Here is a 26,181-nt window from a genome sequence, read left to right on the forward strand (position 1 = left end):
CGCTGCACTCACTTACTCCGCCACCGGCGACGTTCGTTCCGCGCTCCCTTAACATATAAAACTCGTTCCCTAACTTTTCTCTCTGTTTCGCATTAAGCCTTGGTTTTCTACTGAACAAGAACCTATAGGTTTATGCGCAGGCAGCAGGCTCCCCTTGTCATTCCGAGCGTAAGCGAGGAATCTCGTTACTACCTCTCGCCTGTGGTCTGCATCCTCGCAGTCCCGATAAAGCGCCTCTTTCCAGCTACGCCATCAGATTCTTCACTCCGGCTTCGCCTTCGTTTTGAATGACACACTTGCGTATAAAGGTATACAAAAAAGCACGCCCCTTCATATTTAAAAGAGGCGTGCTTGGCGAAAGGTCTTACTTTTCCCGGCTGAGCAGCTGGCAATAGACATAGGTGTTCCAGATCTTTTTGGCCTCGACGCCGTCCACGTGGATGACCGGCTGGGTCTCAGACGGGGTGACGTAGAGCTTGAATACCAACGCATCCTGCCCCACGCGCATGTTGCGGATGCTTTTATAGCGATACTCCTTGCGCGCGACCCCCAGATAATCGAAGATTACGTTCTCCAGATCTTTATTGGAAAAGCAGCGCAGGATGCTGTCCACGTCCAGCGTCTCCAAGATCGCCCTGGCCTCCTCAAAGGTAAGGTTGTGGCAGCGGAACTCCCCCTCGTTCAAAACAGAGATCATATTGCTGTTATCCAGCAGCAGCAACGGCAGGTCGGGACTGTTTACATTCATAAATACGCTCCTTTCCGAAATGAGATTGCAGAAATGTTTCTACCTGCAGTATAGCATTGTGAAAATAAATTTGCAATAAAAGGCCTGTAAATGAATAAATTTATTGGCTAATTGATAAAAAATAAACAAACTTATTGGAGAGGGGAGCGGGTTTACGATAATAAATTCACGAAAACAGGAAGTGGGGCTTGGCCTTAATGATGGCGGGAGGCGGATACCGAAACGGGCACCGCATCCTATATTCAAGCGATGGATTGATCTTTGCGACCTATGACCACTATAATACCTTTTATGAGATCGTATAGGGAGGCAGTATGAAACGATATGAGATCGACCTGGGGGCGGTCAAGACCTACTGGGATTTTTATAAGGCGCTGCAAAAGGGATTGGAGCTTCCAGCGTGGTGTGGAATGAACATGGATGCGATATGGGACATGTTGACGGGGTACTGCGAATACCCGGCGCAGATCATGGTGACGGGGGGAGAGGGGCTGCCCCGGGACTTGCAGGACGAGTATGAACGGCTTTTAAATGTGCTGAACGACTTGCGGCGGGAATATCCGCAGGATCGGTTTGAGGTTTTGATCTTGAAAGCATAGGCTTTTGCGCGGTATAGGTTTTTGTCATTCAGAGCGGAGGCGAAGCCGAAGCGAAGAATCTCTTGCATCGGCACTTGGCCGTGCCTGAAGCGGCGGCTTCGAGGTGACGTGATTCGGGCCAGGCGGCGACGGTTGCCGTGAGATTCCTCGCTGACGCTTCGGAATGACAGGAAAAAAGTATTGCGCAACAAAGCATAAGTTTTTGATGAGATCGTATAGGGAGGCAGTATGAAACGATATGAGATCGACCTGGGGGAGGTTAAGACCTATTGGGATTTTTATAAGGCGCTGCAAAAGGGGCTGGAGCTTCCAGCGTGGTGCGGGATGAATATGGATGCGATATGGGACATGTTGACGGGGTACTACGAATACCCGGCGCAGATCATGGTGACGGGGGGAGGGGGTGCCCCGGGACTTGCAGGACGAGTATGAACGGCTTACAAAAGTTTTGGCGCGGCTGACGCATCAGGACGAGAGCTTTACGGTAACGATGGGGTAAAGCGCAGGATATTTTCTGGAGATAAAAGGCGTCTGCGCGGGCAGGGGAGCTTCTGCGCGGGGTTGCCTGTTACTTTCTTAACAATGATTGATAATTTCTGCGATTGCATTATAATGGAAAGGTAGGTTTTTTCTAAAGCCCTGCGCGGGGCGCTTTAACGCGGCGCGCGGGTAAACGTACTTTTTATCTGGGTTAAGGGAGGAAAATTAAACATGCGTTTTAAACGATTTGGCAAGACGGAGATGAACGTATCCGTGGCGACGGTGGGCACCTGGGCCATCGGCGGCACGGGCTGGGGCGATGTGAACAAGGCCGATTCCATCCGCGCGATCCGCGCCATGGTGGACAACGGGGTCAACTTTATCGATACCGCGCCGGTGTACGGCAAGGGCCACTCGGAAGAAGTGGTGGGCGAGGCCATCCGCGGAATGAAGCGGGAGGATCTGATCATCTCCACCAAGGCCGGCCTGATCTGGGGCGAGGGCATCGACGGGATCGAGCGGGATATCACCTACAAGAGCATCATGTGGGAGATCGACCAGAGCTTAAAGCGGCTGGGCACGGACTATGTGGACCTTTACCTGGTGCACAAGCCGGACTTTAAGGGCACGCCCACCGAGGAGACCATGCGGGCGATGATGGAGATCAAAAAGAGCGGCAAGGCCCGCCACATTGGCCTGAGCAACTACAGCGTGGAGCTGACCAAGGAAGCCGAGCAGTACGGCGATGTGGAGGCCATCCAGCCCCCCTTCTCCATGGTGGACCGCTCTGAACTTGCGGTCATGGAGTATGCCAAGAGCCGCGACATGGGCGTTATGACCTATGGTTCTCTGGGCGCGGGCATCCTGACGGGCGCCATCCGCACCCTGCCCAACTGGGACCCTTCGGATACGCGGTACAGCTTCTACAACTTCTTTAAAGAGCCCAAGTTCTCCAAGTGCCAGGAGCTGCTTAAGACCCTGGACGCCATCGCGGCGGCCCACGGCAAGCCGGTGGCCCAGGTGGCGGTGAACTGGAGCACCCAGAACCCGCTGGTGGATACGGCGCTGATGGGCGTGCGCAACGTGGCCGAGGCCGACGAGAACTGCGCGGCCACCGACTGGACGCTGACGGACGAGGAGATCGCCACCATCAATGCGGCGATCGAGAAGTACGAGGCGTAAACCGTTATATCAGACTTTGCAAGGCCCTGGGGAACCCTTTCTCCGGGGCCTTTGTCTACCGGGAATAGAGCCATTTGTGAGAAAGTAACGATTGAGAGAGAAAAGGGCGGCTTGGAGCCGGCCTTTACGGGGAAAACGTTGGGGGAATGGAAGCAAATGGGTTTTTTGAGGGCGAACCGGGATATCAACCGGCTGGAGACGCCAGAGGGGCAGATCACGCTGCTGGGGCTGTTTTTGCCGCTGCTGATCGAGACGCTGCTGCGCAACCTCATGGGGACGGTGAGCGTGGTCATCCTCTCGCAGTATTCGGATAACGCGGTGGCGGCGGTGGGCGCGGCCACCCAACTGCTGAATATGGTGCAGATCTTTTACACGTTGGTGGCCACGGGGGTAGCCATCATCATCAACCAAAACCTGGGGGCGGGCAACCGCCGCTACTCGGGCGAGGTGGCCACGGTGGCGCTGGTGCTGTGCGCGGGACTCAGCATCCTGACGGGGGCGGCCATGTCCATCTTCGCGCTGCCGCTGATGGGGATGATGCAGCTCACAGGCGAGGTGCTGGTATTGGCGGCGGATTACTTCCGCATCGTCACGGCGCTGGCCATCACCCAGGCGCTGATCACGCTGTTCTCCTTTATCGTGCGCTGCTATGGGCGCACGCAGATCGCCATGGTGGTGGCGCTGGTGATGAACGTGATCAACGCCCTGCTCTGCCTGCTGGTGGTCTACCGGCCCTTTGAAACGCCGCTGCAGGGCGTGGCGGGCATCGGCTGGGCGCGGATCATCAGCGAGGCGGTGGCCCTTGGCATCATGATCATCGCCATCCGCCGGGTGAAGGTGGGCTTTACCTTAAGAGCGCTGCGGCCGCTGCCGGTGAAGATGATCCGCCAGATTTTTGCGGTGAGCATCCCACCGGGGATAGCCAACCTTTCTTACGGGGTGAGCCAGGTGGTATCCACCGCCATCATCGCCACGCTGGGCATGGCGGCGGTCTCGGCCAAGGTGTACCTGAGCAATATCTTCTTTTACGTGTACCTGCTGGGCATGTGCCTGGGGCAGGTGACCACCATCATGATCGGACGGATGGTGGGGGCAGGGGAGTATCAGAAGGCCGAGCGGCTCAACCGGCAGAATATCGTGATCGGCATCGCCTGCAACGTGGTGCTCTCGGTACTGGTGGTGGCCTTTTACCGGCCGGTGCTGGGGATGTTTACGAGCAGCGAGGAGATTATCGCCATGTGCCTGCCGGTGATGTTTGCGGATATTCTGGTGGAGATCGGCCGGGCGTTTAACAACATCGAGGGCGGGTGCTTAAACGGCGCGGGGGACATGGTGTTCTCCATGGCGATATCGGTGCCCAGCTGCTGGCTGATCAGCATCCTGTTCTCCTACATCCTGGGCGTGGTGTGCGGCCTGGGCCTGGTGGGCTGCTGGATCGCCTTTGCCATGGACGAACTGGCGCGCGGCATGGCGCAGATGATGCGCTGGCGCAGCAGAAAGTGGATGAGCAAGAGCCTGATCCGCCGGGCGGACGGATAGGCGTTGACGAGGGATACCGTGGGGTGTTAAGCTATATACAACATGTAAATAGATCGATCGGGGAAAGGGTGGGGGAATTTGAGCTTTACCAAACTGACGGCGTATCTGGATGGATTAAAGGAAAACTACGGTGTGCCTTCATTTGACTGTGTGGTGCAAAGAGGGCATGAAAGGCTATACCGCCACATGGGCGGCTTTTCGGACGCGGCGGGCACAAAACCCGTGACGGCGCAGGATGAGTACCGGCTGTTCTCCTGCACCAAGGTGATGACCGTGACGGCGGGCATGCAGCTGGTGGAGCAGGGCAAGCTCTTTTTGGGCGACCCGGTGGCCAAGTACCTGCCGGAGTTTGCGCAGATGACGGTGCGGGAGGGGGAGACCCTCCGCCCGGCCAGCACCGTGCTGACGGTGGAGGACCTGTTTACCATGAGCGGGGGCTTTAACTACGACATGGGCACGCCGGCCTTTCAGGAGCTGATGGCGCGCACGGACGGGCAGGCCACCACGCGGGAGATGGTGGCGGCGCTGGCCGCAGGGCCGCTGGACTTTGACCCCTCGACCCATTTCCAGTACAGCCTGGGGCTGGACGTGCTGGCGGGCATCATCGAGGTGGTGAGCGGGCAGACCTTTGGCGAATACTTAAACGAGCATATCTTCCTGCCGCTGGGGGCGCCCCCGGTGACCTTTCACCTGGCGCCCGAGGTGGAAAAGGCCCACTTTTCCCAGATGTACGGGGTGGACGGGACAGGGCATATCGTACCGTTTACCTTTATCCACCCCCGCTCTACCGACCTGAACTATGAGAGCGGCAGCGGCGGGCTGATCTGCAAGGTGGATAGCTACGCCCCGGTGGCGGACGCGCTGGCCTGCGGGGGCGTGGGGGCCAACGGCGCGCGCATTTTGCAGGCGCAGACCATTGAGGAGATGAAGCGCAACCGGCTCTCCGGCGTGCGTCTGGCGGATTTTGAAAAAATGGGCAAGGCCGGTTACGGCTATGGTCTGGGCGTGCGCACGCTGATCGACAAGCGCGCATCCAAAGGGCCGGTGGGCGAATTTGGCTGGGACGGCGCGGCCGGGGCCTATGTGGCGCTGGATACCGAGCACCAGCTTTCCATCTTCTACGCCCAGCACGTGTGCGGGATGGGGCAGGATATCGAGGATATCCACTGCGCCATACGGGACATGGTGTACGAGGAATTGGGGCTGGCGGAATAGAAAAATACTACGCCATGGTTTATAGCTTGGAAGGAGGGATCGTTTGGCGGGCCGGATAACGATACGCCCAGAAACCCATAGGGATTTTAAGGATATTATTGCCCTGGTGCTACGCTCGTTTCAGGAGGGGACGGATTACTCTGATGGCACAGATATACTGGCGCTGATTGAAGAAATCAGAGATTCGGCCTATCATATCCCGGAGCTATCGTTTGTAGCAGAGGAGAACGGCAAGGTCGTTGGGCACTTTATGTTTTCCCGCTTTCCGCTTTCGCCAACGGCCGAGGGTGGGCATGGGCCAGCCCGGGACGCGGAAACCGTACTGCTTGCCCCTGTTTGCGTACATGCTGAGCATTTCAGACAGGGCATTGGAAAAACCATGCTATCCCTGGGGATTGAAAAAGCGCGGGAAAGCGGATATAAGGGGATCATTTTAGAGGGAGACTACCATTATTACAACCGTTTGGGTTTTAAGACATCCGCCGGATACGGTATTTATCCAACAAGCGGCTACCCGATGAAGGAGCCAAGATGTATGATGTGCCAGGAAACTTATCCCGGTGCGTTGCAGGATATCCATGGATTTGTGGTATACGATATGTACTTTAATGCATGAAAACAGGGAACCTAAAACAAAGCGCCGCGAATTTTCGCGGCGCTTTGTCCGTCTATTCCCCCTGGGATAAAATCAGTACGGAGCTCAACTGATCGCTCGTCAGGGTGACCTGCACCACATCCCCGGTCTCCAGCTGTAGAAAATCCGCGCCCACGGCCTCCTCGCCGCTGAGGCAAAACAGCTGTCCATCCTCGGGCATGTACAGCGTCTGGCTCTCCCCGCTGGGGATAAGGGCACCGGGCGCGGCAGCCTCCTGGGGCTGCAAAGAGGTCTCCCCTTCGAAGAGGGAAAGGGTGAATTTACCGCCCTCGATGGCGGATACCTGGCCGTAGAGCACCTGCTGGGAGGTGGCGTTTTGAGGGGTCACCTCGGCCTGCTCGCCGCCGGTACAGCCGCTTGCCCCTACGGCTAGAAATAAAAGCCCGACGAAGAGGCATAAAAGTTTCTTTTTCAATCTCGATCCCGTCCTTTTTAAGCCCTCCCTGATAAGGGGAAGTATAGGCCTAAGATGGGAAGAATTTATGATGCTTTTGTAAACTTTTTTTGCAGCTTCATTGGCGGCCAGGTGGGGCTGGCGGACAGATTGCAGGATAGGCGCAGGCAAGGGCCTGCAGGAGATTCTTCGCACGGCCTGCGGGCCGCGCTCTGAATGACGGGGCTATCGCCCTTTTAGCCGCTCCTGGCTTCCTGTGTTTCTTAAGCGCTTACCCGCCACAAGCGTTATACCTGCCCCAAGCCGCCCTCCGTTCTGAACGACAGCGCAGCGAGTGCTAAAGTATGGGTGTTTGAGCAAGGAATCTCTCCCTCCGGCGCACCCTTTGGGTGCGCCACCTCCCTCGTCAGAGGGAGGCAAGTGTGGGTTAATCGAAGAGCAGAGCACAAGCGAAACGGCTGGAGAATTAATTGATTCATTAGCATCGGAGAGTTTGAAAAACCTCCGTCCCCACCACGGAGTGGCCGTTTCAAGGGGTTAAGGGATCGTTAAGGGGGATAAGGGGGAAATCGGAATCCCCCTTCCCCCTTAACCTAGTGGAGTCGTTCCCTTACTTTCCTCCCTGTTTCGCATTAAGCCTTGGTTTTCTACTGCACAAAAACCTATACTTTCCCACTCATAAACAGTATGCTGCGCTGTCAATCCGAGCGTCAGCGAAGAATGACAGACAGATTACAGATACGGCGAGAGGAGCCGAGCCCTAAATGACCGTGCTATTGCAACTGCTGTGCATCAAAGCGCGAAAGCGCGGCCTATTTCATGCGGGGGCGGAAGATCAGCGCACAGACATAGCCAAAGAAGATGGCCGCGGCGATGCCGCCGGCCGCCGCCGTAACGCCGCCCAGGAAGATGCCCAGGAAGCCCTCGGTCTTTACGGCGGAGATCGCCCCCTGAGCCAGCGAGTGGCCAAACCCGGTGAGCGGCACTGTGGCGCCCGCGCCGGCGAACTCCACCAGCGGCTCATAAAGGCCCAGGGCGCTTAATACCACGCCCAGGGTGACGAACAGCACCAGGATACGGGCGCTGGTCATCTTGGTTAAGCTGATGAGCAGCTGGCCCACCACGCAGATGGCGCCGCCCACCAGGAAGGCCTTGGCGAATTCCCAAAACAGATCCATGATTATTCCCCCTTTCTGCGCACGATGGAGACCGCGTGAGCGATGCCGGGGATGGTCTCCCCCTGGAGGCTGGTGGTGGGGCTGTGCAGCGCGCCGGTGGCGCAGACCAGAATGCGCTCAAAATCCCCCTGCTCCAGCCGCTTTAAAAGGTAGCTGTTGAGTACGGAGGCCACGCAGCCGCAGCCGCTGCCGCCGGCGTGCACGTCCTGCGCCTCCCGGTCGTAGATCTCGAGACCGCAATCGGTATAATGGGGGCCCATGTCGATGCCGTGCTGGCCCATCATCTCCCGCAGGATCTCGCTGCCGATGGCGCCTAAGTCGCCGGTGGCGATCAGGTCGTAATCCTCAGGGCGGCGGCCGGTATCCTCAAAATGGGTGAACAGGGTATCCACTGCGGCGGGGGCCATGGCCGCGCCCATGTTGTTGGCGTCGGAGATGCCCCAGTCGTTGACCTTGCCCACCGTCACCATCTCCACAAAGGGGCCCTTGCCCTCGGCCCCCAGCAGGGTGGAGCCCGCGCCGGTCACGGTCCACTGGGCCGCGGGCGGGCGCTGGCTGCCCAGCTCCAGGGGGTTGCGGTACTGCCGCTCGGCCGTGGCAAAGTGGCTGCAGCTGGCGCACAGTACCGTATCGGCAAAGCCTCCGTCGATCAGGATAGAGCCTAGCGAGAGGGACTCGCACATGGTGGAACAGGCCCCGTACAGGCCGAAAAAGGGCATGGTCAGCTCCCGGGCGGCAAAGGAGGCCGAGACGATCTGATTGAGCAGGTCTCCGGCCAGGAAAAAGTGCACGTCATCCTGCGCCAGCCCCGCGCGCTTGACGGCCATGCGGGTGGCGGTGAGCAGGATCTCGTTTTCCGCCTGCTCGAAGGTGGATTTGCCGCACATATCGTCGGACAGGGTCACATCGAACCAATCCTTTAAAGGGCCCTGGGCCTCCTTGGTGCCTACCACCGAAGCGTGGGATAAGATGGCGGGCGGGTTTTGCATTTTCAGCGTCTGTTTGCCCAGGCGCTTGGACTGTCGCTTGGCCATTTTTCTCTTTCCTCCTGTCCCGCATCAGGGCAAGTATGCCCGGCGCGGGGATATAAAATGGATTTTATCAGCTTGATTGCTTTTTTTAGTATGGCTTTGCACAGGGGTTTTATACGGATAACGGCCAGGATTGGGCGGCAAGAGACGCAAAAAGCGGGATATCGCATGGGATTTGGCAAAGGTTGCGCATTGCGCGCGCCCCGCCGGGTGTGGTACGATAAAACGGTAGAAAAACCGGAAGGGGGGAAACAAGATGATCCTGTGCAGTGGCAAAGCTCTATGCAAAGTCTGATTTAAGGGCGAACTTGCATAGAGCGAAGGGAACTTCGCCCGGAAACAGACTTTGCGACGGATGAAAATATTTTCAGTAAGGAGCAAAGTCAAAATGAAAAATATTTGGAGCACCTTAGGGGAGCTGCGCGGCTTCCTGATTTTGTGGTGCACGCAAACCCTATCCACCCTGGGCAGCGCGATGACCAATTTCGCGCTGGTGATCTGGGCGTATCAGCAGACGGGTTCGGCGCTGTCTACGGCGCTGCTCACGGTCGCCTCCTACGCGCCCTACGTGGCGATGAGCATTTTTGCCGGCGCTTTGAGCGACCGGTGGAACAAAAAGCTGACCATGCTGGCCAGCGATACCTTTGCGGCGGCCTGCACGGTGGCTGTGCTGCTGCTTTTGGCCACGGATAACCTGCAAATCTGGCATCTATACGGCTTAAACGCCCTAAACGGCCTGATGAATACCATTCAGCAGCCGGCTGGGGACGTAGCCATCAGCCTTTTGACCCCAAAAAAGCATTACCAGAAAGTGAGCGGACTGCGCTCGTTTTCAAACTCCCTTGTCAGCATCCTTACGCCGGTCCTGGCTACCGCTTTGCTGGCCTTTACCAGCATACAGACGGTGATCTACATCGACCTGGCGACGTTTTTGCTGGCCTTTTTCGCGTTGGCGGCATTTGTAAAGATCCCCGAGGCCGCCCGGGAGGGCGAAAAGGAGGGCGTGCTGCGGGCGGCGCGCAAGGGGCTGGCGTATTTAAGGGACAACCGAGGCATCCTGAACCTGATGCTGTTTCTGGCGGCCATCAACTTTACCGCCTCGATTTATAACGCCGCCCTGCCGGCCATGCTGCTCTCCAAGACGGGAAGCGAGACGGCGCTGGGCGCGGTGAACGCGGCCAGCGGGCTGGCCATGCTGGTGGGCAGCGCCATCGCCACCCTTGCACCCGCGCCCAAGAGCCGGGTGCGGGTGATCTGCAATACGCTGCTGATCTCCATGAGTACGGAGAACTTTTTTCTGGCCTTTGGGCAGAGCACTCCGGTCTGGTGCCTGGGCGCCGTGCTGGGGTGGCTGCCCATCCCGCTGATGAACGCCAATATGGACGTGCTGTTCCGCAGCAGGATCCCCGTGGCGATGCAGGGGCGGGTGTACGCCTGCCGGAACACCCTGCAGTTTTTTACCATACCGCTGGGGTACCTGGCCGGCGGCGCGCTGGTGGACCGGGTGTTTGAGCCCTTTATGGCCGCGCAAAGCGCCGATGGGTTGCTGGCGCAGTTGTTTGGCTTGGGCAAGGGCTCGGGCGCGGCGCTGCTGTTTTTAGTGCTGGCCGTTATGGGGATATTGACCTGCCTGATCTTCAGGCGTGTAAAGAGCATCTGGCATCTGGAAGGAATAGAGCAAAACCGATAGGGAAATAGATAAGCGGCAAAAGCGCATGGCGGAATATCCCCATGCGCTTTTGCCGTGCCTCGGAAGGAAAAGCACGCATCCGGAGGCGAGAGCGCAGAATATAAAAATTTTAAAAAAACTGCGTTTACTGCAATAAAACCGCAAGCTGAGGCGTTAATAGGTTGAAAGGGCCCGAAACCAGAATCTTATCAGTTAGAGGAGAAGGCGTATGAAAAAATTTAAGCAATTAAAACGCTCGGTAAAGGCGGCTATGATCGGTACGGCAGCTACGTTGGCGGTGGGCGCGGCGGCGCTGGGATTTTACCTGACGGCGCCCAGCGGCTATATCGCGCTGGATGTAAACCCCAGTTTGGAGATTAGGACCAATCGCTTGAACCATGTAACCAGCGTAGAGGCGGCAAACGAGGATGGACGCAAGCTGTTGGAGGGCTATCGCCTGGATGACCACGACCTGGACGATGTGATCGAGGATCTGGTGGACCGGATGCTGCTGCAGGGATACTTAGGCGGCACGGGAGAGAACGATGTGCTGGTGACGGTGGAGGACGGAACGGTCTCCCCGGATACGGTGGAGCAGGTCAATCACAAGATCGCGGCGTATTTGGAATACCGCAGGGTGGACGCCCATGTGATGAACCAGAGCATCACACTGAGCCAGGAGCTGAAGGATAAGGCGCAGCAGTACGGCGTATCGGCCGGGAAGATGTCGGTGATCGACCGGTTGGTGGCGGGAGATCCCACGCTGACGCCGCAGGATCTGGCCCAGACGCGCATCAGCGATATTCTGAATTACGCGCAGGAGAAGGGCATTAGCCTGGCCTTTTTGGAGCAACGGCTGGACGATATGGAAGACCGGCTGGATGACCAGGACGACGAACATGTGGATGCGCTGGCTGATGGCGTAGAAGATGTGATCGATCCGGATGACGATGCGGACGACCGTTATGACGACGTGGACGATCGCGATGACGATGCGGATGACCGGCATGACGACGTGGACGATCGCGATGACGATGCAGATGACCGATATGACGACGATGACGATCGCGATGACGATGCGGATGACCGATATGACGATGTAGACGATCGCGATGACGATGCGGACGACCGCGATGACGACATGGACGATCGCGATGACGATGCGGACGACCGGTATGATGACGATGATGACGATATAAACGACGATGATGACGACTAGATAGCCTAATGTAAAGATTATGTCAAGTTTATCGGGAAAACTGTAAGCGAAGGCCCTGCTTATGGTACATTATTGAGGAGAGAAAACTGTACTGAAAGGGGCTGTTGGCTTGATATTTGCGGTCGTGCTGGCCGGCGGGCAGGAAGAAAGGCGCGCACAACCATTGCGGATAGACGAGACGCTTTTCCCCCGGGTGGGGGAGGGCGACAGGGCAGCTTTTGAGCAGTTATACCAACTGACAGAGCGCGCCCTGTACGCGTATGTCCTCTCGATAGTCAAAGATCCGCACGACACGGTTGACATCGTGCATGCAACGTATGTAAAAATTCGATGCTGCGCGCACCTGTACCAGCCGATGGGCAAGCCCCTGGCATGGATGTTTACGATCGCCAGAAATTTAGCCAACAGCCTGCTGCGTCAGGGCGCGCGCACGCGTCCGCAGGGGGAGGAGATGCCCGAGGAGGCCTATATTTCCGAACCGCTGGACCGGATCGTGCTCAAGGCGGCATTGGAACGGCTGGAACAGAGTGAGAGCCAGATCATCCTGCTGCACCTTGTCAGCGGACTTAAGCACCGGGAGATCGCCCAGGATCTTGGGATACCGCTGGCTACGGTATTATCCCGGTACCATAGAGGGCTAAAAAAGCTGCGGAAAATTTTGCTGGAGGGAGGCGGATATGATGCGCGCTAAAAAAATCGGACAGCGGCTGCAACGCGCTGTGGATCAGCTGCCCCACCCGGAACTGGATAAGATCTGGAAAGAAAGCGCTCCCCCCATGCCCGAGCATGACTACATCACCCGGCAGGAGCGTGCGCCGGCGCGGCGCGCAAAACATACCTGGAAGTGGGCCGCCGCCTGTACAGCCTGCCTGGTGGCCCTGCTGGTGGGCGGGTATAGCTGGTACGGAGAAAATCTGTCCGTCTCGGCCGTGGTGGATCTGGATGTGAACCCCAGCTTCGAGATCGCGTTAAACCGCCAGGATAAGGTTTTGAAGGTAGACGCGCTCAATGCAGATGCGCGCAAGATCCTCAGTGGGCGGAACTATCAGGGCTGGGATATAGAGGATACTTTAGAAACGCTGCTGATCGCCATGGATGAAGGGCAGTATCTCTCCGACAAGGATAACGCGGTGCTGCTCTCCGTCAGCGCGGGGGAGCGCACCCAGAGCCTGACGCAGGCGCTGGAGGGGCGGATCTACTTAGCGTCGGACACGGCCCAGATCCCGGTGACGGTGCATAGCCAGACGATGGACGGTGATGACGCGCTGCGCCAGACGGCCGCGGACTATGAGGTTTCTGCCGGCAAGCTGTACCTGGTGCGCGAGGTGGCAGGGATGCTGCCTGATTATACCGAGGCGGAACTTGCCAACCTGTCCATAGGCGAGCTGCTGCGCCTGGCGGGACTGGTTCACCTTGCCGATTTGGAGGACCCGCAGGCAGCGCCCTCTGCGACGCCTGCGCAGAGCACGCCTGCCCCAACGCCCGCGCCTGCGCCCACCCCGGCCCCGACGCCGGTCCAGACGGCACGGCCCACAAAAACGCCCGTGCAGGATGATGACGATGACCAGGAGGATGACGACGATGACGATGGGAACGAGCGAGATGACGATGGGGATGACGACGGGGATGACGAGGACGACGATTAAAGATGTATAGCAGATAAAATAAAACAAAGGCCGCCCTTGCCGGGCGGCCTTTTGCTAAGGACGGGCTTAAGAGATGTTAAATACCAAGTAGATTAGCCCCACCACGATGGAGGCGCTGATGCCGTAGACCAGCACGGGCCCGGCCAGGGTAAAGAGCTTGGCCCCCACGCCCAGCACCAGTCCCTCGCTTTTAAACTCCATGGCCGGGGCGACGATGGAGTTGGCAAAGCCGGTAATCGGGACGATGGAACCGGCACCGGCGAATTTGCCGATCCGATCGTAAATGCCAAGGCCGGTGAGCAGCGCGCCTAAAAACACCATGACGATGGCGGTAAAGGCCGCGGCGTGCAGATCGCTGTAGCCTAGCACGATGCGACCCAGGTAGCTGACCCCTTCGCCGATGGTGCAGATGATGCCGCCCACCAGAAAGGCTTTGACGCAGCCTGAAAACAGCTTGGTGTTCGGGGTCTTTTGGTTGACATAATCGTTATACGCCTTTTGTTTGGGCGTCATTTGACTTTTCAATTGCATTCCCTCCATTGTTGGTATCCGACCGAGCCTCGAAGCTTGGAGACGGGCCGCGGTAGCGGCTTTCGTGCTCCTCGGTGGCGTTCATGCCGGACAAGTCGTTCACCGGGATATTATGCACCTTCATGCAGCCGATCATTCCTTTCTTTTCTCAATAAAGGGGGTAGAGCCAGAACAGCAGCGAGGCCGCCAGCTTGCCCAGGATAATGCCGCCGATCAGATACCGGGCGGTGTTCATCATGCGCAATCTCCGGATGCCCAGGGAGATAAACTCCAGCGACTCGGCCAGCGCGGCGGCCAGGATGCCCACGAATATGCCTAGCATCAGCCCGGGCAGGGCGCCAAAGGCGGGGGCCAGGTTCCAGTGGGGCTGGGTCAGAGAGAGCAGCGAGAGCGCAAAGGCCCCCAGCGCGATGCACCCGCCCCAGGCATTAGAGGGCATGCGCACCCGCAGCGCCTGCGCCATGCGGGGCACTACCCCCAAAAGGTTTAAAAGCGCGCCCAGCGCCGCACCCACCACCGCCCCGGCGATGATATACAGTAGAACCAGCAACGCGGCTTGGAAAAAGTTCACGATCCGCCGCCCCCCAGCTGGTTTTTGCGGAAGTTCTCCACATCCTGCGCGTAGGTAAACTCCTTAAGCTCCAGCGGCGTAGGCTCCTGATATTTGCGCGCGCCGGGGCGCAGAAAGAAGATGCCCGCCCCCACGGCCAGCCCCACGCTGTAGGGCAGGCTGACCCAAAGGGGGTGCTCATCCATCTGCCCGGTGACCATCTCGTAGATCTGCTGGTGAACTTTGGGCATATCCACATCCGCGTGGAAGTAGACCACGCCAAAGCCCGCGCCCAAGGTCAGGATCAGCACCGCTAGCGCCGTGCGCCAGAATGCGGAAAACCCGCCCTTGGGGGAAGGGGGCTGGGGCATCAGCCAGACCTCTATCTCCCCGGCCTGGATCAGCTCGTAGCCGGGATAATGGGCCTGGATCAGCGCGCAGACCGCTACGAAGGAGACCGGCTCCATGCCCTGGGGGCGGGCCTGCTGCACGCGCAGCTTTTCGATCCCCTTGGGCAGCCCCTGGGGGGACCAGAGGGTGGCGATATCCTTTAGGCAGATGCCTTGCCCCTTTTGAAAGACGAAGCGCTGCTTGAGCGCGATATAGAGCTTGACCATTTAGAGCAGGCTCCTTTCCACCGGCGTTTGGACAAAATACTGCCGCCCCACCGTGCCGCCGCCGTTTTGCAGCGAATCGGTCACCCAATAGATCACCACGGCCATAAAGATGGCCGCCAGCAGCGCCAGGATCGAGCGCATCTCCCACTTTGCCATAAATTACCACCTGCCTTACGCTTTTCTTCCCCTCTAGCATGTACCAAGGGGGCGTTTTTCAAACCCGATTTTAAAAAACAAAGCGCCCGGGCGGCGAATTGCGCCCGGGCGGGTAGGGGTGCTATAATGGTACGAAGCAAAAACCCTGAAAGAAAGGTTTGACCCTAAATGAAACCACAAAAGCGCGTGGCGGCCATCCACGATATTTCCGGCTTTGGCAAATGTTCCCTGACGGTGGCGCTGCCCATCATCTCAGCTGCGGGGGTGGAGACCAGCGTGATCCCCACGGCGGTGCTCTCCACCCATACGGGCAATATCGAGGGGTTTACCTACCGGGACCTGACTGAGGATATTTTGCCCTTTGCACGGCACTGGAAATCTTTGGGAATACATTTTGACGCAATCTATACCGGGTACCTGGGCTCATACCAGCAGATCGGCCTGATCGAAGAGGTGATCGACCTGCTTTCGGATGAGGATACCCTGGTGCTGGTGGACCCGGTGATGGGGGACTATGGCCGGATGTACGCCCTGCTGGGCGAGGACTTCCCCCAGGGGATGCGCCGGCTGTGCGCCAAGGCGGACGTGATCATCCCCAACTACACGGAGGCGGCCCTGCTGCTGGGCGAGCCTTACAGGGACGGGCCCTACGAGGCAGCGTTTGTGGAGAAGACGCTGAAAGGTCTGGCACAGCTGGGCTGCCCGCGCGTGGCGCTGACCGGTACGTGGCTGGAGGAGGCAACCTTAGGCGCGGCGGTGTACGACGCGCAAAGCGGGCAGGTGACCTATGCCATGGGGCAGCGGGTGGACGGGCCTTATCACGGCACGGGAGACGTATTTGGCAGCGCGCTTTTGGGGGCGCTGATGAACGATAAGCCCCTGGGGCAGGCCGCGCAGATCGCCGTGGATTTCGTGGTGGGCAGCATCCTGCGCACGAAAGAGGCGGGGACGGACTGGCGCTACGGCGTGAACTTTGAGGCCGGGCTGCCGGCCTACATCCGCGCGCTGGGGCTGGTATAAAAGTGTAAACGGGCCGGAAGAAGCAGGGGAATAGCGTCACGCATGCGTGAGAAGTATGGGTTTTGGTTCAGCGGCATCTCTCCCTCCGGCGCACCTTTAGGTGCGCCACCTCCCTCTGAGGAGGGAGGCAAGTGTGAGTGAAACCCAAGGGCGGAGCACGGGCGAAATGGTTCGTTTTATTTTCATTCAGAGGGAGGCCGTAAGGCCGAGGAAGAATCCCGCGCATGGGCGGGAAAGCGGCGCTTGACCTGCGCTGCGTAAGTGCAGCATACGTGCTCGCCCTAGAAACGGCAGAACCAAACAACTCGGGGTTCGCTGCGGATTCGCCCTTCGCAGCACGTCGGCTCGGGCTTATCTCGCGCTCATTGGGCGCTGCATCCGGCACTGCCGGCGCTCGCTCCGCGCCCTCGCTGGCAGCTCGGAATGACAGGAAATAGTATTGGCGGGCTTTATCCAGGTATCAGGCGGATTTGCGCACTGAAGAGGCAGGCAACTTTTTATTTGGCAAGGGTGGACGCAAAGCGACCCTGGCGGCCCGGACGGGCGGGATGGGTTTGCTCGATAGAGATTACGATTTTATACGCGCCAATGACATTTATCAATAAAAAAGCGGGAGGCTGTCTGCCTTCCGCTTTTTGTACCCTCAAACCGCCACGGCGGCTTTTTTGCCCCGCAACCAGGCCACGGTATCGGCCAAGGTATGCGTCAGGTCCCGCGGGCGGTAGCCCAGGGTAGCGGTGGCCTTGTCGTGCGAGAAACGGTCATTACTGCGCAGGGTATAGAGGGAATAGCGGGTGTAAAGCGGCCGGGCGTGTTTGCGCCGCGCCACAAAACCCATCAGCGGCGCGGCGGCCCGGGCCACCCAAAGGGGCAGGGTGAGGAGGCGGCGGCCCCCGCAAAGGCGCCGGACGATGGCCAGCACTTCCTGAACCTCGTAATGGCGGTTGGAGAGGATATAGCACTCGCCCGCGCGCCCTTTTTCCGCAGCCTTGAGGCAGCCATAGGCCACATCCCGCACGTCCACCAGATCGTACCCGCCCTTGACGCAGGCCGGGAGCTTGCCGGCCATATAATCCCGCACCAGCTGGACCAGATGGTTGCCCGCCTCATCAAAGGGGCCGATGATGCCGGAGGGCTGCACCACTACCGCATCCAGCCCTGCGCGGGCCGCCTCCAAAACCGCTCTGGTAGCGGCGGCCTTACTCTTGGCATAGCCGCCCACCACCTGATCCGGATCGAAATCGCTGACCTCGGCCATGACCTCTAAGGGCTGTTTTTCCGGAATGGCATGGACGGAGCTGACATAGACCAAGCGCTTGACCCCATACTCCCGGCAAAGCGCGATGATGTTGCGGGTACCCTGCACGTTGACGGCGTATAGGGCCGCGCTCTCTCCGCTGCCGATATCCACCAGCCCTGCGGCGTGGATGAGATAGACCTGGCGATCTTGGAGCCCTTCAAAAAAGGGACGCAGGGTATCGGGCTTGCGCACATCGCCATGGTAATAGGTAACCAGCGGCCCATCTTGCGTGGGCTCGCCCGGCAGGGCCAGGGCGCGCACCTGCGCCCCCCATTTTTGCAACATCCGCACCAGCGTTCCGCCCAGGTGGCCAGTGGCGCCGGTTACGCAGTAGATCCGTTGTTTCATATTGAACACCTCGAATTTTATTGAACACAATGTTGATTTTCTTTCTCATCTATATTATATTCTAATCAGCCTGTTTCAACAATCGCCCGCCGGATGCGGCAGGGGAGATAACCGACATAGCAAACAGGGGATGTGCGGAAACAGAGCGTATTCACAAAAATTTTTCAAAGGGAGGCATGGGAGATGAAGGAGCGGGACCATAGGGTGCGGGTAACGCGAATGCTGCTGCGCCGGGCGCTTTGCGACCTGCTGCGGCAAAAGCCCTTGCAGAACATCTCCATTAAGGAGCTTTGCGCCCAGGCAGGGGTGAACCGGGGTACATTTTACGCCCACTATACCGACCTGCATGGCCTGCTTGGCCAAATGGAAGAGGAGATGCTGGGAAATTTCCGTCAGGCGCTGGAGCCACTGCTGGCGGTGGGGGAGGGCCACCTGACCCCGGCGGACATTACCGCGGGCATTTTTGAGCTGTTAAAGGAGAATGCGGACCTTTGCACCGTGACTTTGGGCCCTTATGGGGACAAGGCCTTTGCGCTGCGGCTGCTAAACATCGGCCGGGAGGCGTATATGGAGGCGTACTCGCGCTTGTTTGCCGGGGCCAGCCCCAAGCAGCTGGCGTACTTTTACGCCTTTGTCAGCGCCGGGTGCATAGGGCTTATGCAAAAGTGGCTGGATGAGGGCATGGCGATACCGGCGCAGGAGGCAGCCCGCATGGCCGAGGGGTTCATGGTAGGCGGGATGGGCAGCCTACAGGGCCGGCGTTGACTTTTGGGGCCGGCCGCCCTACAATAGGGCCTAAAGACAGGGGAACCAAAGGAGGAGAAAATGCGATGATGACGCGGGAGGCGGCGCTTGGACTGCTGCAACAATATAACAAAGAACCCTTCCACATCCGCCATGGGCTGACGGTGGAGGGCGTGATGCGCTACTTTGCCCGGGAACTGGGCTATGGCGAGCAGGAGGATTTCTGGGGCCTGGTGGGGCTGCTGCACGACCTGGATTTTGAGCTGTACCCGGAGGCGCACTGCATCAAGGGCCAGGAGATGATGCGGGAAGCGGGGCTGCCCGAGGAAATGATCCGCGCGGCGGCCAGCCATGGCTACGGCCTCACGGTGGATATAGCCCCGGAGCAGGAGATGGAAAAGGTGCTGTACGCCTGCGACGAGCTGACCGGCCTGATCGGCGCGGCGGCAAAAATGCGGCCCAGCAAGAGCGTGCAGGACATGGAGCCCAAATCCGTCAAGAAAAAGTACAAGAGTGCGGGCTTTGCGGCGGGCTGCTCCCGCGAGGTGATCGCAAACGGGGCCGAGATGCTGGGCTGGGGGCTGGACGAGCTGATCGCCAGGACGCTGGAGGCCATGAAGGCCTGCGAGGCCAGCGTGGATGAGCAGATGCACGCGCTGGGACTGGAATAGCCGGGGATAAGAGGAGGCGCGCGGGAGACCGCGCGCCTTTTGCGTTATGGATCAGCGCCGCCCGCCCAGCGCTTTAAGGGTCTTGATGCGCAGGCGCTTTAGCTTCCATCCGGCCAGGGTGATATAGATACAATCCTCACAGCCGCCCTGCACGTCCAGCGAGATCTGCTCCAACGTGCAGCGGTTTGAGGCGTTATAGACGCAAAAATAATTGGCGCAGGCTTTGATCGAGGGCATACGCTTACACCCCGCCCGAAGGCCCGGGCCCGCGATCATCCTGATCGCGCAGGAGGTGATCAAGCCCATAATCGATACACTGGTTGATCAGGCTGCTGCGGCTTATATCGTATTGCGCCGCCAGTTGATCGATCTGCTCGATCTTATCCGGCGGGATGCGGATGGTGATTGGATTTTTGCGATAGGGTTTGGGTATAAAGTTATCGTGCATCGTCTTATCCCTCCTATCCTATCGTAATCGAGATGCGCTGCCGGATAAAGATGCTTTTTCCGCATACATTTGCGACTACGCTACCTGATGATTATAAGAGATGGGAAGGGTTTTGTGTGGAAATGACGCAATTATGACGCCATGAAACGCAAGAAAAAAACAAATAAAAAGGCCGCCTCCGCTGTAAAATGCGAAGACGGCTTTTTTGATCTATTCGGTTTAACTTTGCCGGAGGCTTACCGGTCGGCCGCCAGGTTGTAGATGGCGGTGACGTCCTTGGCGTTCAGCTTGACAAAGCCGCCCAGGGGGTTCTCGTCGCTGACGCCCAGGGTTTTGACCAGCAGGGGGATATCCTCTTTCTTGGCGCCGATCTCGGCAAAGGAGAGCGGCATGCCGATGGACTTGAGGAATTTCTCCAGGGCCGCGATGCCCGCTAGCGCCGTCTTTTCAGGATTCTGCTCATCCATCTGACAGCCCCAGACCCGCACGGCCAGGTTGGCAAAGCGGTTCACATCGTGCTTGTAGACATATTTCATCCAGGCGGGGAAGATCACCGCCAGGCCCGCGCCATGGGCGCAATCGTACAGGGCGCTAAGCTCATGTTCGATATTATGGCTGGCCCAGTCCTGCTCGCGGCCTACGCCGCAAAGGTTGTTATGGGCCACCATGCCGGCCCACATCACGTTGGCCTGGGCATCGTAGTTGTGGCTGTCGGCAATCACCCGGGGGGTCTCGCGGATCATGGTCAGCAGCACGGCCTCGCACAGCCGGTCGGTGATCTCCACCTCTTTGGTGTTGGTGAAGTAGCGCTCAAACACGTGGGCCATGATGTCGGTGGCGCCACAGGCGCTCTGGTAGGCGGGCAGGGTGAACACCAGTTCCGGATTCATGATGGAAAAGCGGGGCCGCAGCGCGTCCGAGCCGGTACCGCGCTTGTGCATGGTCTCCTCATTGGTGACCACACTGTCGCCCGAGCCCTCGCTGCCCGCGGCGGGGATGGTCAGCACTGTGCCCACAGGCAGGGCCTTTTCGATGGCCACGCCGCCCTCGTAGAAATCCCAGAAATCTCCATCGTACAGGACGCCCGCGGCGATGGCCTTGGAAGAATCGATGGTGGAGCCGCCGCCCACGGCCAGGATGAAATCCACGCCCTCTTTGCGGCACAGGGCGATGCCCTCGCGCACCAGGCCGCTGCGGGGGTTGGGCTTGACGCCGCCTAGGGAGACAAAGCTGATGCCTGCGGCCTTGAGCGAGGCCTCTACCCGGCCGATCAGGCCGCTGCGCACGGCCGAACCGCCGCCGTAATGAATCAGCACTTTGCTGCCGCCAAAGCGCTTGACCAGATCCCCGGCCGAGGACTCCATGCCCTTACCAAAGGCAAAATACGTGGGGCTGTAAAAACCAAAATTCTCCATAAAAACCGTTCTCCTCCTTCATTTGTGCGCAAACGCTGCCGATAATTGCAGCCTGTTTATAAACAAAAATTGCTTCCAAGGTAAAGATACCATAAACTGGTGGCGGGCGCAATGCGCAAATACCGGCCCGCACCCTATCTGTAGAAATGTGGAGGCGCAAGGGTGAAACAGATCCGGCATTGGGGAGAGCGGCCCTACCCCTGCCGCTCGCGGTAGGCGCGGGGGGTCATAGAACAGTGGCGCAGAAAGGTGCGGTTAAAGGTGCGCTGGTTTTCAAAACCGCAGTCCAGGGCGATCTGGGCGATCTTCCGGTCGGTAGCGCGCAGCAGGCCCTGGGCCTGGCGCACCCGGAGGCTACCCACATAATCGCTAAAGCCCATGCCCAGCTTTTGGGAAAAAAGGCGGGAGAGGTAGTACTTGCTGGAGCCTACGGCCTGGGCGACCTGCCCCAGGGTAAGGGGCTTTGCGATGTTTTGGTTGATATAGGCGATGGCGCGGGCGGTCAGGTCGTAGGGCGCGCTCTCTAAGGGGCGGCGCAGGGACAGCTGTGCAAAGGCGTGCGCCAGGATCAGCTGGGTGAGCGCCGCGCACACGGCGGGGGAACGCTCCCCGCGGCTTTGGGCGCGCAGGGCGCGCAGCGCGTACACCATATCCGGATGCACGGCTTCCGGGGGCAAAAAGGGGTCCTCCGGCTCAAGGCGGGTGAGGGTGCGCAGCGCCTCCCCGGCCAGGCGGGGATGGCAGATGGCAAAGAGGAAATGTCCATTTTTCTCGTCCGCATCGGTTACGTACGAATGGATGGCATTGGGGAAGATGACCGCCATCCACCCCGGATAAAGCGTGTGCGTGCACCCGGCGCAGGTGACGGTGATGGCGCCGGATTCCACGTAAAAAAGCTCTACGCCCTCATGCAGATGGGGCGGAAAGGTGAGCGTACGGTTCTCGTAAACGTCCAGATCCTCCGGGCGGTTTTCATAGGTGGGAACCACAGGATAAGACCCCCTCTCAAGTGCGCAATAATTGTCTATATTTTTATTCTAACCGTCCTGTACACAGAAGTAAAGCGTGATACAATCAAGATAAAGACCATTCGCACCGCATATGCGGTTAGCGCCAATGGAAGGGGGAGCTAGAAAAAGATGCAGAAAGTAAAGATCGGCATGGTGGGCGTGGGGGACATCAGCGGCATCTACCTAAAGAACATCACGGGGATGTTTAAGGAGATTGAGCTGGTGGCGGTGTGCGACCTGATCCGCGAAAAGGCCGAAAAGGCCCAGGCGGAGTACGGCGTGCCCAAGATATACGACACCATGCACGAGCTGTTTGCGGACCCGGAGATCGACATCGTGCTCAACCTGACCCGGCCAAACGAGCATTACGGCGTTTCCAGCGAGGCGCTCAAGGCCGGCAAGCACGTCTACAGCGAAAAGCCGCTGGCCGCCACCCTGGAGGATGGCAAAAAGCTGGTGGCCCTGGCGCAGGAAAAGGGATTGATGCTGGGCGGCGCGCCGGATACCTTTTTGGGCGCGGGGATACAGACCTGCCGCAAGCTGATCGACGACGGGTACATCGGCCGGCCCATCGGCGCGGCGGCGTTTATGATCTGCCACGGCCACGAGAGCTGGCACCCGGACCCGGAGTTTTATTACGAATTCGGCGGCGGCCCCATGATGGACATGGGCCCGTACTATATCACGGCGCTGATCAACCTGCTGGGCGGGGTCAAGACCGTGACGGGGCTGACGCGCAAGTCCTTCCCCACGCGCACCATCACCAGTGCGCCCAAGTTTGGCAAGGTGGTGCAGGTGGAGGTGCCCACCCATATATTGGGGATGATGGAGTTTGACTCCGGCGCGGTGGGGACCATTACCACCACGTTTGACGTACACTACCCCACCCAGGCGCGCTTTGAGGTGTACGGCTCGGAAGGCACCCTGATCGTGCCCGATCCCAACTACTTTGGCGGCCCGATCCAGCTGTACCGGCCGGAGGAGAAGCGCTATCTGGAGATGCCGCTGACCTTCCCGTATCCCGAGAACAGCCGGGCGCTGGGGCTGGCGGATATGGCCAAGGCCATTGTCACCGGGCGCGTGCCCCGAGCCAGCTACAAGCAGACCTACCACGTGTTGGAAGTGATGACGGCCTTTGCCCGCAGCAGCGACGCGGGGGCGAAGGTGGAGATCGAATCCCGCTTTGAGCGGCAAAAGCCCATGGTGAACAGTCCCTTAACCGGCGTGTTGGATTGAGGGCGCACGGCGCTTGGCAGAGAAAGCTGTAAGCCGCGGGAAATGCGGAAAAGCATGGCCCAGAGGTGACGCCTAAGCTCCCTCGCCGATGGACTTGGGATGACAGGGGCGGCAAGCAGCTCGGAGGAACGTGCGGGAAGCGGCGTGTGAAAAAGCGCAGGCTAGAAGCGCCGTCCAAGATTCCTCGAATGACGAGAGCAGGGTGGCAAGAGCGGAAAAAAGCAGATAAAGGCCCATGGCGGGCGAAAACGATAAAAAGCTCCATAATAGGAGCGGAAAAGAAAAGGGGAAAAGAGAAGATGAAAGTAGCTTATACGGGGTGGACGTGGCTGGTCAACCATCAGGACAACTACAAGTACGAGTTTGAGCAGTTTTTAAAAGAGGTGGCGGACATCGGGTACGACTCGGTGGAGAACTTTGCCTTTATCACCAAGTATTTTGACAATAACGCCGAAGAAGTGAAGGGGCTGCTGGACAAATACGGCCTGGAGATGGTGAACCTGTACGAGCACTTCTCCACCGACCCGGAGGAGGATTACAAAAAGGCGGGCGAGTACATCGATTTTATGAAGAAGATTGGCGCGACCTACCTGAACCTCCAGGGCGTGATGTGGAAGGACGCCCCCTTTGACCGGCCCACCGACGAGGCCACGATCAAGGCGTATGCGGAGCTTTCCAACCGCATCGGCAAGCTGTGCAAGGAGAACGGGTGCGTGGCGGTGTTCCATCCCCACGCGGCGACCCCGGTGTATACCGAGGAGCAGATCGACATCTTCCTGGCCAATACGGACCCGGCATACGTGTGGCTGTGCCCGGATACCGCCCATACCACCCTGGCGGGGATGGACGCGGTGGAGGCCTTTAAAAAATACCTGCCCCGCATCGGGTACGTCCACCTCAAGGATGTGGACCCGGATGTGAACAACTCGCCCGAGTGGCCCATGAACCGCTTTTGCGCGCTGGGCCTAGGGACGGTGGACTTCCGGGGCGTCTATCGGGTGCTCAAGGAGGGCGGATACGACGGGGTGCTGTGCGTGGAGCTGGATAAGCCGCTGGTGTGCAACTACAAAAGCGCGCTGGTCTCCCGCGAGTATATCCACAATGTGATGGGGTTGTAAAGGTACAAAGACCTTGTGCAATATTCCTAAGCCCTTAGGGCCGGCAAAAGCCGGCCCTTTTTTTGTGCCGTACGCTAAACCGGCCAAAGGGAAGAGGAGGGGCGCGCTTAGATCACCCGCATACGCTGCCACTTGCCGCCCCGCCACCGCAGACAGTAGATGACCGCGCGGAAGCCCCAGTCCAGCAGGGCCATGGCGGCCCAGACCCCCACCGCCCCCATGCCCAAGGGATAGGCCAATAGATACGCGCCGCCAAAGCGGAAGGCCCACATGGACAGGATAGAGATCAGCATGGGGAACTTGACATCCCCGGCCGCGCGCAGGGAAGAGGGCAGGTCAAAGGCCAGGGGCCAGATCAGCGCGGCGCCTAGGGTGTGCCACAAGACCATATCGCCCGTCAACTGCGCGGTGGCGGGGGACAGGTGATACAGCGAGAGGATCCAGGGCAGGCAAAGGTAGATGGCCCCGCTCAGCGCGGCCAGGGAGATGTAAGCGGTCATCAGCAGCCGTTTATTGTAATAACGGGCCTGGGCATAGTCTTTGGCGCCCACACAGCGGGCGATGATGGTGACCATGGCCAGGGAGATGGCGCTACCGGGGATGACCTGGATGGAGGCCAGGGTCTGGGTGATGGCGTTGGCCGTGATGGCAGAGGTGCCGAAGGTGGCGGTCAGGTTGAGCAGGACGATCTTGCCCAGCTGGAAGATGCCGTTTTCCACGCCGCCGGGCACGCCTACGGACATGATCTGCCGGCTCAGCGCCAGGTCGAACCGGTGGCGGAGGGACTTGAAAAGGTGCAGTTCCAGCTTTTGGTTGAGCAACAGCCCCACCACGATGACCGCCGCCACCCAGCGGGCGGCCAGCGTGGCGATGGCCGCGCCCACCGCGCCCATGGAAAGGCCGTAGATCAGCGCGGCGTTGCCGGCGCAGTTGATGGCGTTCATGAGCAGGGAGAGCTTCATGGTGACCCGGGCATTGCCCATGGTACGGTAGATGGCCGTGCCCGCCTCAAAGATGGCGATGGCGGGGATGGACAGCGCCACGTAAAATAGATAGCCGCTGGCGTGATAGGCCACCTGCGCCTCGATCTGCCCAAAGAGGCTGCCCACGATCCACCGGGAGGCCAGCAGCACCGCCAGCATGATGACCAGCGAGAGGGCCATATTCAGCCACATCAGTTCATCCGCAGCCCGGCGCGCCTTTTCGCCATTGCCGCTGCCCAGATACTGCCCGGCCACAACGGCGCCGCCCGAGGCCATGGCCGCGAACACATAGATCACCAACTGCATCACCGTATCCACCAGCGATACGCCGGAGACCGCCGCCTCGCCCGCGCTGGCCACCATGACGGAGTCCACCATGCCCACGACCAGCTTGAGCGCCAGTTCCACGATCAACGGGAGGACCAAAAGCCGCAACTGTCTGGGGGTAAAAAGCCGTTCCTGCTGCATGCCCAAAACCA

The 26,181-nt window shown here is 59.1% G+C and carries 30 protein-coding genes; 16 read left to right on the forward strand and 14 right to left on the reverse strand.

Features of this window, described 5'->3' with window-relative positions:
* Positions 1-364: 364 nt before the first annotated feature.
* On the reverse strand, positions 365-748 hold the full coding sequence (locus H8699_RS09075) for a hypothetical protein (protein WP_138294437.1): 384 nt from the start codon (positions 746-748) through the stop codon (positions 365-367).
* Between the two features lie 314 nt (positions 749-1,062).
* On the opposite strand from H8699_RS09075, the gene H8699_RS09085 reads away from it, so the two are divergent.
* From H8699_RS09085 to H8699_RS09110, 6 genes are all read left to right on the forward strand, one after another.
* Positions 1,063-1,347: a barstar family protein gene (locus H8699_RS09085; protein ID WP_249285399.1), complete on the forward strand. Its 285-nt coding sequence runs from the start codon at positions 1,063-1,065 to the stop codon at positions 1,345-1,347.
* A 228-nt stretch (positions 1,348-1,575) separates the two neighbouring features.
* The gene (locus H8699_RS09090) at positions 1,576-1,779 is read left to right on the forward strand and encodes a barstar family protein (RefSeq protein ID WP_249285400.1); all 204 of its coding nucleotides are present in this window, start codon (positions 1,576-1,578) and stop codon (positions 1,777-1,779) included.
* A gap of 279 nt (positions 1,780-2,058) precedes the next feature.
* Entirely contained in the window at positions 2,059-3,009 is a 951-nt protein-coding gene (locus H8699_RS09095; RefSeq protein WP_249285401.1) for an aldo/keto reductase, read from the forward strand.
* A 156-nt stretch (positions 3,010-3,165) separates the two neighbouring features.
* The gene (locus H8699_RS09100; protein WP_249285402.1) at positions 3,166-4,548 is read left to right on the forward strand and encodes an MATE family efflux transporter; all 1,383 of its coding nucleotides are present in this window, start codon (positions 3,166-3,168) and stop codon (positions 4,546-4,548) included.
* A gap of 78 nt (positions 4,549-4,626) precedes the next feature.
* Positions 4,627-5,763, forward strand: coding sequence for a serine hydrolase domain-containing protein (locus H8699_RS09105; RefSeq protein WP_249285403.1), 1,137 nt, complete (start codon positions 4,627-4,629; stop codon positions 5,761-5,763).
* A gap of 43 nt (positions 5,764-5,806) precedes the next feature.
* On the forward strand, positions 5,807-6,379 hold the full coding sequence (locus tag H8699_RS09110; protein WP_249285404.1) for a GNAT family N-acetyltransferase: 573 nt from the start codon (positions 5,807-5,809) through the stop codon (positions 6,377-6,379).
* A gap of 52 nt (positions 6,380-6,431) precedes the next feature.
* On the opposite strand, the gene H8699_RS09115 is transcribed toward H8699_RS09110, so the two are convergent.
* From H8699_RS09115 to spoVAD, 3 genes are all read right to left on the reverse strand, one after another.
* Entirely contained in the window at positions 6,432-6,833 is a 402-nt protein-coding gene (locus H8699_RS09115) for a hypothetical protein (protein WP_249285405.1), read from the reverse strand.
* A 791-nt stretch (positions 6,834-7,624) separates the two neighbouring features.
* Positions 7,625-7,990 (reverse strand): stage V sporulation protein AE, encoded by a 366-nt coding sequence (gene spoVAE / locus H8699_RS09120; RefSeq protein ID WP_249285406.1) that lies wholly within the window; start codon positions 7,988-7,990, stop codon positions 7,625-7,627.
* Positions 7,991-7,992: 2 nt separating this feature from the next.
* Positions 7,993-9,024, reverse strand: coding sequence for a stage V sporulation protein AD (gene spoVAD, locus H8699_RS09125; RefSeq protein ID WP_249285407.1), 1,032 nt, complete (start codon positions 9,022-9,024; stop codon positions 7,993-7,995).
* Positions 9,025-9,081: 57 nt separating this feature from the next.
* On the opposite strand from spoVAD, the gene H8699_RS09130 reads away from it, so the two are divergent.
* From H8699_RS09130 to H8699_RS09150, 5 genes are all read left to right on the forward strand, one after another.
* On the forward strand, positions 9,082-9,321 hold the full coding sequence (locus tag H8699_RS09130; protein WP_249285408.1) for a hypothetical protein: 240 nt from the start codon (positions 9,082-9,084) through the stop codon (positions 9,319-9,321).
* Positions 9,322-9,409: 88 nt separating this feature from the next.
* Positions 9,410-10,711: an MFS transporter gene (locus H8699_RS09135; RefSeq protein ID WP_249285409.1), complete on the forward strand. Its 1,302-nt coding sequence runs from the start codon at positions 9,410-9,412 to the stop codon at positions 10,709-10,711.
* A 208-nt stretch (positions 10,712-10,919) separates the two neighbouring features.
* Positions 10,920-11,909, forward strand: coding sequence for an anti-sigma-I factor RsgI family protein (locus H8699_RS09140; RefSeq protein ID WP_249285410.1), 990 nt, complete (start codon positions 10,920-10,922; stop codon positions 11,907-11,909).
* A 109-nt stretch (positions 11,910-12,018) separates the two neighbouring features.
* Entirely contained in the window at positions 12,019-12,600 is a 582-nt protein-coding gene (locus H8699_RS09145; protein WP_283244184.1) for an RNA polymerase sigma factor, read from the forward strand.
* Positions 12,590-13,555, forward strand: a complete 966-nt coding sequence (locus H8699_RS09150) for an anti-sigma-I factor RsgI family protein (protein ID WP_249285411.1) — start codon at positions 12,590-12,592, stop codon at positions 13,553-13,555. The genes H8699_RS09145 and H8699_RS09150 overlap by 11 nt, the downstream gene beginning before the upstream one ends.
* A gap of 66 nt (positions 13,556-13,621) precedes the next feature.
* Here the strand turns inward: H8699_RS09150 and spoVAC are convergent, their stop codons facing one another.
* The 4 genes from spoVAC to H8699_RS09170 all read right to left on the reverse strand — a co-directional run bounded on the left by spoVAC (position 13,622) and on the right by H8699_RS09170 (position 15,409).
* On the reverse strand, positions 13,622-14,086 hold the full coding sequence (gene spoVAC / locus H8699_RS09155) for a stage V sporulation protein AC (RefSeq protein ID WP_249285412.1): 465 nt from the start codon (positions 14,084-14,086) through the stop codon (positions 13,622-13,624).
* A gap of 148 nt (positions 14,087-14,234) precedes the next feature.
* On the reverse strand, positions 14,235-14,657 hold the full coding sequence (locus tag H8699_RS09160; protein WP_249285413.1) for a stage V sporulation protein AB: 423 nt from the start codon (positions 14,655-14,657) through the stop codon (positions 14,235-14,237).
* Positions 14,654-15,253 carry a stage V sporulation protein AA gene (locus H8699_RS09165; protein ID WP_249285414.1) on the reverse strand — a complete coding sequence of 200 codons (600 nt, stop codon included), beginning with the start codon at positions 15,251-15,253 and terminating at the stop codon, positions 14,654-14,656. The genes H8699_RS09160 and H8699_RS09165 overlap by 4 nt, the downstream gene beginning before the upstream one ends.
* The gene (locus H8699_RS09170) at positions 15,254-15,409 is read right to left on the reverse strand and encodes a hypothetical protein (protein WP_171025885.1); all 156 of its coding nucleotides are present in this window, start codon (positions 15,407-15,409) and stop codon (positions 15,254-15,256) included.
* 168 nt (positions 15,410-15,577) lie between these two features.
* Between H8699_RS09170 and H8699_RS09175 the strand changes: the two genes are divergently transcribed.
* Positions 15,578-16,429 (forward strand): pyridoxamine kinase, encoded by an 852-nt coding sequence (locus H8699_RS09175; RefSeq protein WP_249285415.1) that lies wholly within the window; start codon positions 15,578-15,580, stop codon positions 16,427-16,429.
* A gap of 643 nt (positions 16,430-17,072) precedes the next feature.
* Here the strand turns inward: H8699_RS09175 and H8699_RS09180 are convergent.
* Positions 17,073-18,077: an NAD-dependent epimerase/dehydratase family protein gene (locus H8699_RS09180; protein WP_249285416.1), complete on the reverse strand. Its 1,005-nt coding sequence runs from the start codon at positions 18,075-18,077 to the stop codon at positions 17,073-17,075.
* Positions 18,078-18,260: 183 nt separating this feature from the next.
* On the opposite strand from H8699_RS09180, the gene H8699_RS09185 reads away from it, so the two are divergent.
* Positions 18,261-18,842, forward strand: a complete 582-nt coding sequence (locus tag H8699_RS09185) for a TetR/AcrR family transcriptional regulator (RefSeq protein WP_249285417.1) — start codon at positions 18,261-18,263, stop codon at positions 18,840-18,842.
* A 68-nt stretch (positions 18,843-18,910) separates the two neighbouring features.
* Entirely contained in the window at positions 18,911-19,492 is a 582-nt protein-coding gene (locus tag H8699_RS09190; RefSeq protein ID WP_249285474.1) for a hydrolase, read from the forward strand.
* 51 nt (positions 19,493-19,543) lie between these two features.
* Here H8699_RS09190 and H8699_RS09195 read toward each other — a convergent pair whose 3' ends face one another.
* From H8699_RS09195 to H8699_RS09210, 4 genes are all read right to left on the reverse strand, one after another.
* On the reverse strand, positions 19,544-19,729 hold the full coding sequence (locus H8699_RS09195; protein WP_249285418.1) for a hypothetical protein: 186 nt from the start codon (positions 19,727-19,729) through the stop codon (positions 19,544-19,546).
* Between the two features lie 4 nt (positions 19,730-19,733).
* Complete coding sequence (locus H8699_RS09200) at positions 19,734-19,940, reverse strand: CopG family ribbon-helix-helix protein (RefSeq protein ID WP_249285419.1); 207 nt, start codon at positions 19,938-19,940, stop codon at positions 19,734-19,736.
* Between the two features lie 236 nt (positions 19,941-20,176).
* Positions 20,177-21,355, reverse strand: a complete 1,179-nt coding sequence (locus H8699_RS09205) for an iron-containing alcohol dehydrogenase (RefSeq protein ID WP_249285420.1) — start codon at positions 21,353-21,355, stop codon at positions 20,177-20,179.
* Between the two features lie 194 nt (positions 21,356-21,549).
* Positions 21,550-22,344, reverse strand: a complete 795-nt coding sequence (locus H8699_RS09210) for a helix-turn-helix transcriptional regulator (RefSeq protein WP_249285421.1) — start codon at positions 22,342-22,344, stop codon at positions 21,550-21,552.
* A gap of 150 nt (positions 22,345-22,494) precedes the next feature.
* Here H8699_RS09210 and H8699_RS09215 point away from each other — a divergent pair, with 150 nt between their 5' ends.
* Positions 22,495-23,601, forward strand: coding sequence for a Gfo/Idh/MocA family protein (locus H8699_RS09215; protein WP_249285422.1), 1,107 nt, complete (start codon positions 22,495-22,497; stop codon positions 23,599-23,601).
* Positions 23,602-23,900: 299 nt separating this feature from the next.
* Positions 23,901-24,719: a sugar phosphate isomerase/epimerase family protein gene (locus H8699_RS09220; protein WP_249285423.1), complete on the forward strand. Its 819-nt coding sequence runs from the start codon at positions 23,901-23,903 to the stop codon at positions 24,717-24,719.
* 107 nt (positions 24,720-24,826) lie between these two features.
* On the opposite strand, the gene H8699_RS09225 is transcribed toward H8699_RS09220, so the two are convergent.
* Positions 24,827-26,170: an MATE family efflux transporter gene (locus H8699_RS09225; protein ID WP_249285424.1), complete on the reverse strand. Its 1,344-nt coding sequence runs from the start codon at positions 26,168-26,170 to the stop codon at positions 24,827-24,829.
* Positions 26,171-26,181 lie beyond the last annotated feature (11 nt).

The organism is Luoshenia tenuis, from assembly GCF_014384745.1.
In the GTDB taxonomy this organism is placed as follows: domain Bacteria; phylum Bacillota; class Clostridia; order Christensenellales.